General features: G+C 69.5%; 9 protein-coding genes. All 9 read right to left on the bottom strand.

Features of this window, described 5'->3' with window-relative positions:
• Nucleotides 1–163: 163 nt before the first annotated feature.
• Entirely contained in the window at nt 164–1,375 is a 1,212-nt protein-coding gene (locus tag AB8810_RS00650) for an MFS transporter (RefSeq protein ID WP_191826386.1), read from the bottom strand.
• A gap of 185 nt (nt 1,376–1,560) precedes the next feature.
• Nucleotides 1,561–1,965 (bottom strand): DUF2628 domain-containing protein, encoded by a 405-nt coding sequence (locus AB8810_RS00645; RefSeq protein ID WP_179570456.1) that lies wholly within the window; start codon nt 1,963–1,965, stop codon nt 1,561–1,563.
• Nucleotides 1,966–2,182: 217 nt separating this feature from the next.
• A complete protein-coding gene (locus AB8810_RS00640) occupies nt 2,183–3,334 on the bottom strand; it encodes a glycerate kinase (RefSeq protein ID WP_369915220.1) in 1,152 nt (383 codons plus the stop codon).
• A 160-nt stretch (nt 3,335–3,494) separates the two neighbouring features.
• The gene (locus AB8810_RS00635) at nt 3,495–4,745 is read right to left on the bottom strand and encodes a dipeptidase (RefSeq protein ID WP_369915219.1); all 1,251 of its coding nucleotides are present in this window, start codon (nt 4,743–4,745) and stop codon (nt 3,495–3,497) included.
• 142 nt (nt 4,746–4,887) lie between these two features.
• Nucleotides 4,888–5,343, bottom strand: coding sequence for a hypothetical protein (locus AB8810_RS00630; protein ID WP_369915217.1), 456 nt, complete (start codon nt 5,341–5,343; stop codon nt 4,888–4,890).
• Nucleotides 5,344–5,627: 284 nt separating this feature from the next.
• Complete coding sequence (locus AB8810_RS00625; RefSeq protein WP_369915216.1) at nt 5,628–7,151, bottom strand: tryptophan halogenase family protein; 1,524 nt, start codon at nt 7,149–7,151, stop codon at nt 5,628–5,630.
• A 69-nt stretch (nt 7,152–7,220) separates the two neighbouring features.
• Nucleotides 7,221–8,240 carry a cupin-like domain-containing protein gene (locus AB8810_RS00620; protein WP_369915215.1) on the bottom strand — a complete coding sequence of 340 codons (1,020 nt, stop codon included), beginning with the start codon at nt 8,238–8,240 and terminating at the stop codon, nt 7,221–7,223.
• Between the two features lie 5 nt (nt 8,241–8,245).
• A complete protein-coding gene (locus tag AB8810_RS00615) occupies nt 8,246–9,010 on the bottom strand; it encodes a SapC family protein (RefSeq protein ID WP_369915214.1) in 765 nt (254 codons plus the stop codon).
• Between the two features lie 137 nt (nt 9,011–9,147).
• A complete protein-coding gene (locus AB8810_RS00610; RefSeq protein ID WP_191826379.1) occupies nt 9,148–12,315 on the bottom strand; it encodes a TonB-dependent receptor in 3,168 nt (1,055 codons plus the stop codon).
• Nucleotides 12,316–13,017 lie beyond the last annotated feature (702 nt).

Raw genomic sequence — 13,017 nt, 5'->3', positions numbered from 1 at the left:
CGAGTGTGGATGCACGAGGCTGCGCCCGTACCCTCGTCCGCCCCTGCGGGGCCTGCTTCCAACGGGAGAAGGGACAAATCGTGCGGCGCCGGGTCCTGCCGGTTGCCATAAATGCGTGCCTTGGAACGGATGCGCGCGTCACCCGATCCAGGCAGAAGCGCACTCAACGCGCCGGCACCACCGCGCGCCTGAATTCGCTGAAGTAGAACAGCAGCGCGGCCGTGCCGAAGCCGGCGCCGAGCAACGACAGCCCCGGCCAGCCGGCATAGGCGAAGACCGCCGCGGCCAGCAACGACCCGGCGGCGCCGCACACGAACACCGAGGTCATGAACAGGCCGTTGAGGCGGCCACGCTGCTCCGGGGCCAGCATGTAGATGCTGCGCAGGCTCAGCACCTGGCACACCTGTACCGCCGCATCCAGCACCAGCGCGGCGATCACCAGCCACAGCAGCGCATGCGCGTGCGCGGCCCAGGCGCCGATGCCGAACGACAGCGCCGCGGCGGCCAGCGCCCAGCCGGTGGCCGGGCGGGTCCAGCCGCGGTCCGCCATGCGCCCGGCCAGCGGCGCGACCAGGGCGCCGGCGGCGCCGGCCAGCGCGAACAGCGCGATGTGCCGCTGGTCCATGCCGAAGGACTGCGCCAGCAACAGCGGCGAGCCGGTCCAGAACACGTTGAACGCAGCGAACATCATGCCTTGGTAGAACGCGCGCCGGCGCAGCAGCGGGGTGGCGGCGTACAGGCGCGGCAGCGAGGCCAGCACCGCGGCGTAGGACGCGCGCTGCGCGGGCCGGCGCTGCGGCAGGCGCCAGCGCAGCACCGCCATCAACAGCAGCATCATGCCGGCGGACAGGAAGAACACCGCGCGCCAGCCCAGACTGGCGGCGACGAAGCTGGAGAACGGCCGCGCCAGCATGATCCCGGCCAGCAGCCCGCCCATCACCGTGCCGACCACGCGGCCGCGGCTGGCCTCCGGCGCCAGGTGCGAGGCGAACGGCACCAGGATCTGCGTGGCCACCGCGCACACGCCGACCACGAACGAGCCGATCAGGAACCCGGCCGCCGACTGCGACAGGCCGATGCCGAGCAGGCCCAGCACCACCCCGCCCAGCAGCAGGATCGCCAGGCGCCGGTTCTCGGCCACGTCGGCCAGCGGCACCAGCAACAGCAGGCCGGCGCCATAGCCGAGCTGGGTCAGCGCCACGATCAGCCCGGCCAGGCCCGCGTGCAGGCGCAGTTCCGGCGCGATGATGCCGATCAGCGGTTGCGAGAAATAGATGTTGGCCACCGCCAGGCCGCAGGCGGCGGCGAACAGCGCGATCAGGCCGGAGGACAGGCCGGCGGGTGCCGCATCGGCCTGGGAAGCGTGTGGGGACATGGGGGAGCCTGGCAGCGAAGGCGCCACGGTAGGCGCCGACGCCGGCAGACTCAAGCCGTCCCGCCACGACACAGCGTTGCGTCGTGGCCAGGGCGTGTGCCCAGCCCCCGCGCGATCTGCGCGGGGAAGCGGCGGCATGCCCTGGGCGCGCGCCGCGCGGACTCAGCCGGCGCGGCGCGAGCGGGTTACCACCAGCGCATGCCTTCGAAGGGGTTCCAGCTGGTGCTGCCCTTCTTCACTTCCAGGTAGTAGGCGTAGTTGGCGATCATGCCGACCAGCACCGAATAGGCCACGCCCAGGCCGTTGACGACCATCTTCGGCAGGAAGAACGACAGCACGCCGATCAGCAGCGAGATGCCGATCAGCACGATCGCCTTGCGCCACAGGCCGAGGATGAAGAAGTAGATCCAGCCGAAGAAGAACGCGAAGAAGTTCATGTTGATCTTCAGGCGGTCGCCGAACGACGGCAGCGCCTTGAACGCCGGCTTGAAGCCGGGCGAGGCCGGCCCGCCGTGGCGGTCGAAGAAGTCGAAGCGGAACTGCCATTTGGGGCTGAGCGGCGCGCGTTCGGGGAGGTTCTGGGTACTCATGGAGAGGCAATTCCTTTTCTTGTAATCGTTTACATTGTAGCTGAATAGGCCCGCTACGCACCATCCTCGGCACAGATTGGCACCATTGTGGTGCGTATGGTGGGTCGATGCAGTAGGCCGCACGGGAGTCAGGCCCCCATGGATATCGGGCCGGTACGCGTCAGGAACCCGGCCTGCGGACGCGGCAGACGCCGCATGCGTGCGACGCCACGCTCGGTCAGCGTCCCAGGCCGCGCCCGATCCTGATCGCCTCGGCCACGTTCCTGGCCGCCAGCCGCAGGTTCGCCGCGGCCTCGGCCAGCGCCTGCTCCAGCGTGCAGGCGCGCTGCACCGCGCCGAACATAGCGTCGACGCCGTGCGCGTGCAGAAGCTCGGCGCCGACGCCCAACCCGCCGGCGATCGCGACCACCGGCTTGCCGTGGCGTCTGGCGATGCGGGCCACGCCGAGCGGCGTCTTGCCGTGGACGCTCTGGCTGTCCAGGCGGCCTTCGCCGGTGATCACCAGGTCGGCGTCGGCCACCAGCGCGTCCAGCCCCAGCGCCTCGGCGACGATGTCCGCGCCCGGGCGCAGCCGCGCGCCCAGAAAGGCGACCAGCGCCGCGCCCAGGCCGCCGCCGGCGCCGCCGCCGGGCAACCCGGCGAGCGCGATGCCGAGGTCGGCTTCGATCACCGTGGCGTAGTGCTGCAGGTTGGCGTCGAGCTGGGCGACCAGCGCCGGCGTGGCGCCCTTCTGCGGCCCGAACACCGCCGAGGCGCCCGCCGGCCCGGTCAGCGGATTGTCGACATCGCAGGCGACCTCGATCACGCACTGTCGCAAGCGCGGATCCAGGCCGCTGGCATCGATCCGCGCCAGCCTCGCCAGTGCACCACCGCCCACGCCGGGATCCAGCGCATGGCCCTGCGCGTCGAGCAGACGCACGCCCAGCGCCTGTGCCATGCCGGCACCGCCGTCGTTGCTGGCGCTACCGCCGACCCCGACGATGAGCTTGCGCGCGCCAGCATCCAGCGCCGCCAGGAGCAGCTCGCCGACGCCGTAGCTGGTGGCGGCCAGCGGGTCGCGCCGCGCCGGCGGCAGCAGCGCCAGCCCGCTCGCCGCGGCCATTTCGACGACGGCGGTGCGGCCATCGCCGGCGATGCCGAAGAAGGCCTCGACCGGCTCCCCCAGCGGCCCGGTCACCGTGCGGCCGACGATGCGGCCGCCGCTGGCCGCGACCAGCGCCGCGACCGTGCCCTCGCCGCCGTCGGCGACCGGCACCTTGAGGTAGGTCCACGCCGGGAACACGGCGCGAAACCCCGTCTCGATCTGCGTGGCCGCCTCCAGCGCCGACAGGCTTTCCTTGAACGAATCCGGGGCGATGACGATCTTCATGGTCGCCCCGATGCTAGCCGATGCGACAGCACCGGTTCGGCGCGCGCGGAACCGCGCACTCCGGCGACCGGGCTAGGCCGGCCGTCAGCCCTCGGCGGGCGCCAGGCCAAGCGCCACGGCCAGGCGCAATCGCGCGAGACGGCCGCGCCGGCACAAGGTCTCAGGAAGACCCGGCGCGCGCCTGCGCCGCCGCCCACTCCTGCGCCTGCTGCATCACCCGCAGCACGTTGCCGCCCCAGATGGCGGCGATCTGCTGCTCGCTGTAGCCCTTGCGCAACAGCCAGGCGGTGATCTTGGGCAGATCGGACACGTCCTCCATGCCGACCACCCCGCCACCGCCGTCCCAGTCCATGCCGATGCCCACGTGCTCGGGGCCGATCAGCGCCAGCACGTGGTCCAGGTGCGCGAAGAAGTCGTCCAGCGTCGCCTGCCGCACCGGATATTTGGCATCCAGCGCCTTCATCTCTTCGCCGAGCTTGGGTCCGTCTGCCAGTTGCAGATGCTCCCAGCCGCCGTATTTGGCGATCAGTGCCTGCTCGGCCGCCTTGCGCTCGGGGCTGGCGCCGTTGTCGATCAGGTAACCGCCGTAGGAATTCATCTGGATCACCCCGCCATGCGCGGCCAGCACCTTCAGCCGCGCGTCGTCGATGTTGCGCGGATGCGCATGCACCGCGCGCGCGCCGCTGTGCGAGAGCAGGATCGGCACCGGTGACAACGCGATCAGCTGGTCGAACACCGCATCGGAGGCATGCGACTGGTCGATGACGATGCCCAGCTTCTGCGCCTGCTGCACCAGCGCCCGCCCGGCAGGACTCAAGCCATGCCATTCCGGTCCCTTCGGATCGGTGGCCGAATCGGCGAACTCGTTGTTGAGGAAATGCGCCGTGCTCATCAGCCGCAGGCCTTGCGCGTAGTAGAAGCGCAGCAGCGTGGGATCGGCGACCAGCGGGCTGGCGTTCTCCATGCTCAGGTACACCACGCGCTTGCCGGCGGCCTTGATCCGCGCCGCATCGGCCGGCGTGGTGGCCATGCCGAACTGCTGCGGGTGCGCCGCGAGCAGCGCGTGGATCGCCATCAGGCGCTGCAGCCCGGCGTCGCGATCGTCCAGGTGCGCCTGCGCGCTGCGGTCGCCCTGGCCGGTGTAGATCGCCCAGAAGCCGCCGTCCAGCGCGCCGGCCACCATGCGCGGATAGTCCACCTGCGCCAGGCGATTGCCGGCGTGCGCGGCCATCATGTCGAAATCGCCGCGCTCGAAATTGGCCGGCGTATCCAGATGCGAATCCAGCGTCAGCAGACGCTGCTGCAGCGCGGTGGCGCGCGCCAGTTCCGCCTTGGTGAAGTCGACGGCATGCGCCGGCAGCGCTGCGGTCAGCGCCAACGACACGGAAAGACACAGGGCGTGCAGGTTCATGCGCAGGAACTCTCGAACGGGGCGACGATTCGATGATAGCCATGCCGCGCGCGCCCGGCCGCGCCACGGCGGGTAGGTGCGGGCGTCGGGATGGCGCGCATGTCGCCCGATGCGATCGGCCGGGCTACTGCGGGCGATGCGGTCAGCCAGACGCATGCGGCGTACAGGCGCCGCCAGGCAGCGCCCCCGCTGCCAGCAGCGCGTCGACCACCTCGCCCAGGGTCTGCGTCGTCGTCCCCTCCCAGAAACAGGCAGGCATCGCGATCCCGAACCGCGCCTCGATTTCGCCAATCGCGTCCTCGGCGTCGTACTCGATGTCGAGCGCACCGAAGCGCGGTCCGCCGCAGACGACGGCGAACGCGTCGTCTGGCAGGAAATAAGGACCGTGCCAACGCAACCTCCGCGCCAGAATCGCGCTGATCGTGCACGCCACCCGCTGCCGCGCTCCGCCGCCCCACAGATCCAGCAACGCGGCACTGCGCGCCTTCTGCTGGGCGCGGAGTCGACCGAAGAACGACAGATCCGGGCCGAGCCACCTGACGCCGATGAAGAATCGCTCGCGCGCGCCGGTCGGCGGATAGCCGGACGGGTAGCGCAACGGCGCTGCCGGATCGGGGCAAGCAGTTGACGTTGGTGTATGCACGGCAGCCTCGCGGGGATCGTCGCTGCAGCGAACGGTGCGCGGATGGGCGCGCAGGACGCTATCCCGGCCGCGCACGCAGAGAAAGCGTAGCGCCCGCGGGTCGGGCACACCAGTCTGCAGGCAGCGTGTGAGTGCACTGCACGGAAAGGCCAGGCAACGCTTGTGTCGCTACCGACCGATCCCGCGCTTGCCTGACGCAACCGGCGCGACCTGCGCACCGGTGCGCACTCCGCCACGTGTCATGCCGATGCCGGCGCCGCAACAGTGGCCCGTCCCGCCCACACCTCCGGCCCGGCCTGGCAATAGCGCGCGATGAAATCCTGCTGCGACGGCATCTGCGCCACCGCGCGGTCGATGGGCTGGCGGATCGTGTCGAGGAACTGCTGCAGCTGCTGGTCCGGCAACGCGCGCGCCAGCAGGTGGTGCTGCGCCGGCACGATGCCCTGGCCGAGCAGCACGTGGATCCACGAATCCACCCGGAACAGTTCGTCGCTGCCCTGCCAGGCGTGCGCGCGCTCGCGCCAGGCGCGCAGCCGCTGCTGCAGCGAGTCGGGCAATGTCATCTCGCGGCAGGCCCGCCACATCGGTTCGTCGCGCTGGTTGGCGTGGTAGTGCAGGATGATGAAATCACGCACGTGTTCCATCTCGGCGCGACTGACGTCGTTGTAGATGTCCGCCATCGACGGGGCGATGCCGTCGGTGGGGAACAGCGTGATCAGCCGCATCACCGCGGCGATGGTCAGGTGGATGCTGGTGGATTCCAGCGGTTCGATGAAGCCGCTGGCCAGGCCCAAGGAAACCACGTTCTTGTTCCAGGCCTTGAGCCGGCGGCCGGTGCGGAACGGCACCAGCCACGGTTCCTTGATCGGCGGCGCGGCGGCGTCGTGCAACAGCTTGGCGCGCGCTTCGTCGTCGGACAGGTGCGCGCTGGAGAACACCAGCCCGCAGCCGACGCGATGCTGCAACGGGATATGCCAGCGCCAGCCGGCGGCATGGGCGATGGCGCGGGTGTACGGCACCGGCGCCGTCACCGCCTCGGTCTGCACCGCCACCGCGCGATCGCACGGCAGCCACTGCTTCCAGTCTTCGTAGCCGGTGTGCAGGGTCTGCTCGATCAGCAGGCCGCGGAAGCCGGTGCAGTCGATGAACAGGTCGCCTTCGATCAGCGTGCCGTCTTCCAGCAGCAGCGCCTCGAGGAAGCCGCTCTCGGCGTGCTGCCGCACCTGCTGGATCTTGCCCTCCACGCGCTTGAGGCCGTGGCGCTCGGCGTGGCGGCGCAGCAGGCGCGCGTACAGCCCGGCATCGAGGTGGTAGGCGTAGTTGACCGGCGGCGACTGTTGCAGCGCGAAGCGGTCCACACGCGAGGCCACGGTTTCCAGGCAGTAGTCGCCCAGGTCGGAGACCATCCCGCGCCGCTGCGCCTCCAGCCAGAAATGGTGGAACGCGCAGACCAGGGTGCTTTGCCCGGTGAGGCCGAACGGGTGGATGTAGCGCTCGCCGTGCCGTGGCCAGTTCTCGAAGGAAATGGAGAGCTTGAAGGTGCCCGCCACGCTGCGCAGGAACTCCTGCTCGTCGATCTGCAGGAAACGGTGGAAGCTGCGGATCGGCGGCACCGTGGATTCGCCGACGCCGACCGTGCCGATCTGTTCGGACTCGATCAGGGTGATGTCCAGCAGCTCGCGGAACTGGTGCGCCAGCGCGCAGGCCGCGATCCAGCCCGCCGTGCCGCCGCCCGCGATCACCACCTTGCGTATCTGGGCCATTGCGTCGTCTCTCCTGAAGTGATGAATGGTGGCGCGCGCGGCGGCGCGCGGCCCTGGATGGGTCCGTGGTCAGCGGTTGAGCTTGGCCAGCAGCATCGCGCGCAGCTGCCGCGCCTGGGTGTCGTCGATCGGGCCGAGCAGCTGCCGCGCCGGCGCCGGCAGATGCGCGCCGGCGCGCTCGGCCGGGCCGAACACGTAGTAGTCGAAGATCTCCCGCCACGCCGCCTTCTCCGCCTCGGGCCGGTCGCGGAGCGCCCACAGCGCGTGATACAGCGCCTGCATCGGCGCCGGCAGATGGGCCGGCGCGCTGCTCCACCAGTAGTTGACCAGCACGTTGAACGGCTCCAGCCCCTCCACGTGATGCCACCACAGGCTGGGCAGGAACAGCGCGTCGCCGGGTTCCAGCACCGCGCTGCGGGCGTGCGCCAGCGCGTCGCGAAAGCGCGGGTAGCGCGCGACATCGGGCGCGGCGAAATCCACCACGCTGATCGCCTGCCCGCCCGGGGTCGGCTCCAGCGGGCCGGGATAGAGATTGCCGATCTGCTCCGGCGGGAACACGGTGAAGCGGCGCCGGCCGACCGCGCAGCAGGCCAGGTTGTTCGGCGCGTCGTAGTGGCAGGACGCGGTGATGCGGTTGCCGATCCAGATGCTCGGCCGCACCTGCATGCCATGCGCGGCGAAGTCCACATCGTTGCCGTCGCGGAATCCAGGCAGGCTGTCGTCCACCGGCAGCGAGGCCAGGTAGTAGGCCGGCGGCCGCGGATCGTCCAGGTGCGCGGCGATCGCCTCCAGCAGGCCGTGCAGGTCGCTGCGCCGCACTTCGAAGTTCAACGCGGTGAAGTCGTCGTTGTAGAACGGCCGGCCGGCGATCTCCGGCGCGCCGTAGGAGTACTGCAGCGCGCGGCCGTTGCTGTGCCCGCGCAACAGGTCCATGGCCTCGCGCGTGCCGCGCAGGCCGGCCTGGACCAGCGCCCAGTCGCGCGCCACGCCACGCAACACCACCGGTTCGCCGGCGGCGAGCAGGTCGGCCAGCGGCACTGCGCCGGCCAGGCAATCGCTGCGCTCGGCAATCGCCGCCAACGCGTCCACGCCGCTCAGGCGGCCTGCCCGGAGGCGACCGCATCCACGCCGACGTGCTGCAGGCGGCGCTGCTTCTCGGCCATCAGCCGGCGCATGTTGTGCAGCGACGCCAGCAGCAGATAGACCCCTTCCAGATACCCGGCGCGGTGCAGCCCATGCAGCGACGCCGCATCCAGCGCCGCCAGCCGTTCGCGGTCGATGCCGTACAGCCCGGCCAGATGCACGTTGTGTTCCTGCCCGAGCTGCACGTCGATGCGCAGCGGCTGGATCAGGCCCAGCGCATCGAAGGCGGCGAACATGGCGTCGCCGCCTTCCACGCCGTCGCGGATGCCGCGCAGCACGGTGATGATGTGCTCCAGATACGGGCTGTTGCCGCCTTGCGGCAGGAACACCCGTTCGCCTTCGTCGAAACTCACCCGGGGGTGGTCCAGATCGACGTGGATCACCGGTTCGCGACGCAGCACGCCGTCCTCGTGCTGCTCCTGGAATCCGATCAGGAACGGCCCCTTGGCGACGATGCCCGGCAGGTACGCCGCATTCCAGCGCGCATCCTGCAGGAACAGGTTTTCCTGCTGCTCGAAGCCCAGCAGCGCCACCGACTGGAAACCGCCGCCGTCCGGATCCTTGCGCAGCAGGATCGGATACTCGCGCTGCAACTCGGCGTATTCGGTCGGGAACGCCTGTACCACGCCGGTGGCGTCGCCGAACTCCGGGCCGAAGCGCAGGATCACGCGCAGGTCCTGGTGGGCCACGTTGTTGAGCAATTCGTATCGGGCCATCTGGACTCCGGCGGATCGGTGGCGGAACTGGGTGGGGCGCCACGCGACCATTGCAGCAAAGCGCCGCGCCCGCAAGACGCGCTGCGGCGTGGGCGCCGTTGCCGCACGCGGCGTGCGCCGCGCGCGGCCTGCCGGGCTCAGAAGTTGTAGCGCACGCCCAGGGTGTAGCGCGGGCTCTGGTCCAGCACCTTGATCACCTGCTTCTCCGAGCGGCCGTGCCAGCGCACGTCCTCGCTGGTGATGTTGATCGCCTCGAAGCCGATCGACAGGTTGTCGGTGATCGCGTAGCTGACGCTCAGGTCCAACTGCTGGTAAGGCTCGACGTAGTACGGGTTGCGGTTGGAGCCGTTCTGGTTGGCCGCGATCAGATACTCGTCGCGCCAGTTCCAGGCCAGGCGCGCGCTCCAGCCGTACTTCTCGTACATCAGCATGACGTTGGCGGTGTCGCTGAGGCCGAGCAGCGCGAACTGGTCGCGGTCCAGCACCGTGTTGTCGAAGCCGACGTCGCCCTTGACCAGGGTGTAGTTGGCGTAGACGCCGAAGCCGGTGTCGCCGAGGAAGTACTGCCCGCCCAGTTCCCAGCCGTGGATCTTGGCCTTGTTCTGGTTGACCGGGCGCGACACGTCGAATTCGTACAGCGGATCGTCCGCCTCGCCGACCAGGTCGTAGGCGTTCTCCAGCGCCAGGGTCTGCGCCGAGCTGCCGTTGTAGGCGCCCAGTCCGCCAGTGGCCGCGGCGTTGCGCAGCAGCGCCATCGCCGAGAACAGCGAGGTGTCGTTGGCCGAGCAGGCCGCCGCCACGTCGTTGCCGGCGGCGCCGACCTGCGCGGCGCAGGCACCGCTCTGCAGGAAGGCCAGCGCCGCCTGCGCATCCGGCCCGGAGGTGGGGTCGCGCAGGCCGTACATGGTTTCGCGGGTGACGCTGGTGCCGATGAAGTTGGACACGCGCTTGTCCCAGAACGTCAGCGACACGTAGCTGGCGTCGGCGAAGTACCACTCCAGCGCCAGGTCCAGGTTGTTGGATTCCAGCGGGTCCAGGCTCGGGTTCTCGGTGCTGCCGGACGCGCGCGTGGAGGGGTTGATCAGGATCGAGCCGCCCGGCGTGCCCGGGGTCGAGCCGACCACCAGGTTGTTGTACGGCGCACGCGCGATGCTCTGCCCGAACGAAGCGCGGGCTTTCAGCGAGTCGGTGAGGTTGATGCTGAAGTCCAGGTTCGGCAGCACGTAGCTGTAGCTGTGCTTCTCGCTGAACAGCTGCACCTCGTCGGAGCGCAGCAGCTGGAAGTCGTTGTTGGCCTGCCATTCCAGCGCGACCGGGGTGGCCACCTCCGAGGAGGAGATCACGTCGGTCTTCTCGTAGCGCACGCCGATGCGGGTATTGGTGGTCATGCCGCCGAGCTCGCCGTCGAACTCCAGCTGCATGTAGGCGGCGCGGGTCTTCTCCTCGACCTGGTTGTCGGAACTGAACTGCGGGTTGTAGCGCGTGGTCGCGCCATAGGCGTTGCCCGCCCACAACGCCAGCTGGTCGGCGTTGCCGCGCCAGGCCCCCGGCGCGGCGCCGTTGGCGTTGAAGTCCTCGAACAGACCGGTGATGCCGACCGGCTGCAGCAGCGCCAGCATGCCCGGCTCGTTGCCGGCATTGGCCACGCCCCAGTCGCCCAGCGTCGAATAGGTGTCGCTGATGCGCCGGTTCATCGTGGTCTTGGCGCTGTTGACGCCGAACTGGAAGCGGCCGTTGTCGAAGTCGAACTGGCCGTCGACGCGCCCTTCCTTCACCTCCGTCACCTGACTCTGGTAGTAGATGCGCAGCACCTGCGAACCGAGTTCGGCCGGGGAGAAATCCTGGTTGACCAGGCCGTTGGTGCCGGCGATGGAATCGGCCGCGGTCGGGTACCAGGTGCGCGCGCCGATCGGCAGGCCGTTGTTGAAAAAGAGTTCCTGCGCCCACTGGCCGCCGCACTGGGTGCCGCCGGTGCAATTGTTGGTGCCGGCCAGGCTGAAATAGGTGGCGCTGCCGCCGGTGACCGGATCGTTGGGCAGGCTCTGGGTCTTGGAGTTGTGCGCATCGAAGGTCAGCCGCAGGCGGTCCGTGGCCTGCCAGTCGGCGTTGAAGCCCAGCGAGCCGAGCTTGTACTTCTGCATGCTGCGCTGCTGCTCCATGCCGAAGTCCTTGGCACCGTTGGGCACGTCGCGCAGGTACACCGGCGTGGCCACCGCCTGCCCGGTGTCGAACACCAGGTCGGTGAAGCTGTTGGCGCGCTGTAGCCAGATGCCCTGCTCGCCACGATTCTCGGTGATCTCGTTGCTCGAGTAGGTGTAGTCCAGGGTCAGGGTCAGGCTGTCGGTCGGCGCGAACTGCACCACCGCCTGCCCATTGAGCCGCTCGCGCTCGAAGTCGGAGAAGGCGTAGCGCAGGTCGTTGGGCATGCCGTAGAGCTGGCCGATCGCCGGCGCGTTCTGCACGTTGGCGTCCGGGCGCAGCGCCGGATCGGTGCCGGTCCAGGGCTGGATGTTCCAGGCGTTCTCGGTCGCCTGCACCGATCCGCCGCGGCGCTTCTGGTAGCTGCCGCTCAGGCCGATGCCCCAGGTCTTGTCCGGGTTGGTGTAGCTGAAGATGCCGGACACTTCCGGCGTGACCTTGTTGTCGAACGGCTGCGAGTCGTCGTACGCGGCCTTGGCGCCGGCGCTGGCGACCAGGCCTTTGTGGTTGAACGGGCGGTCGGTGAGGATGTTGATGGTGGCGCCGATGCCGCCGCTGGGCGCATTGGCGCGGCTGGTCTTGTACACCTCGATGCCGGTGATCGCCTCGGAGGCGAGCTGGGCGAAGTTGAAGGCGCGGGTGCCGCCGTCCACGCCACCGCTGGGCACCGCGCCCGGCGCGCCGAACGCGTCGGCACCGGGGATCACCCGGCCGTTGAGGGTGACCGCATTGAACTGCGGGCCGAAGCCGCGCGCGGTGACCTGCGCGCCTTCGCCGTCGCGGCGCTCGATCGAGATGCCGGTGATGCGCTGCAGCGATTCGGCCAGGTTGGTGTCGGGAAACTTGCCGATGTCCTCGGCGCTGATCGCATCGACCACGCCGGCGTTGTCGCGCTTGATCCCCATCGACTGGTTGAGGCTGTTGCGGATGCCGGTGACGCTGACCGTGTCCAGCGTGGTCGCGTCAGGAGAGGACTGCTGCTGGCTGGTCTGGGTCTGCGCCTGGGTCTGCGGCGCCTGCTGGGCGAACGCCGGATTGATCACCAGCACCCCGCCGACGAAGGTGAACATGGCCTTGGAGCGGAACTTCTTCAACTGCTGACGCATCAGAATGTCCTCGGTGCTGGAGTCGGACGGGCAACGCCGTCTGCGGCGTACGACGCGGCGCATGCCTACGTCGAAGCGGTCCCTGGTACGTGACACGCATCGCTGCATGCCTGCATGTGATCCCCCTACTTCTCGATCGATGGATGGATCGCGCCTTCCCCCGAAGGGCGCCGGGCGCCATCGCTGCCCGTTGCAACCCGGACGCTGACCAAGCCGCCCGCTACAGCGAATGCCGATACGCAAACCCGAATCGAAATCCGTGCGGCGCTGCCGCCGCGGCGAGTGAGGCGACGGCACCAGATCCCGGCACCTGGCCGAGAGTGATAGCGCTATCACCCGACGGCGCAAACCTAAGCCCGCGTGCCGGCGTTTGTCACCGTGCGGCGCAACAAAGCTACGTTATGCGTACATCCGCTGGGATGCAGACCACGATGTAAGCGTTATCAGTGCCGACGTTGCGCAATTCGCGCGGTATGCGATGGACGAGTGCCGTTGCCGTTGCGCACGTCGCCGCGCGCCGCAGGCGCGTTGCCGGGTGGGCAATGGCGTGATGCGTGCGATGCAGCGCGGTACGCGCTGTGGCGTGAAGGCGTGGCCGACTCGGTACACGTAGCCGTGCGGGCGCTGATCAGCCCGCAGCAACGCCAGCGGCGTGTCGGCAACCCGCCCGGCGTGTCCGTGGTAACGCGATCTCGCGGCGCG

It is taken from the genome of Xanthomonas sp. NCPPB 3005 (assembly GCF_041228095.2).
GTDB classification, from domain to species: domain Bacteria; phylum Pseudomonadota; class Gammaproteobacteria; order Xanthomonadales; family Xanthomonadaceae; genus Xanthomonas_A; species Xanthomonas_A bonasiae.
Note: the sequence above shows the minus strand (reverse complement) of the source record. Positions and strands in the feature narration are given on the sequence as shown.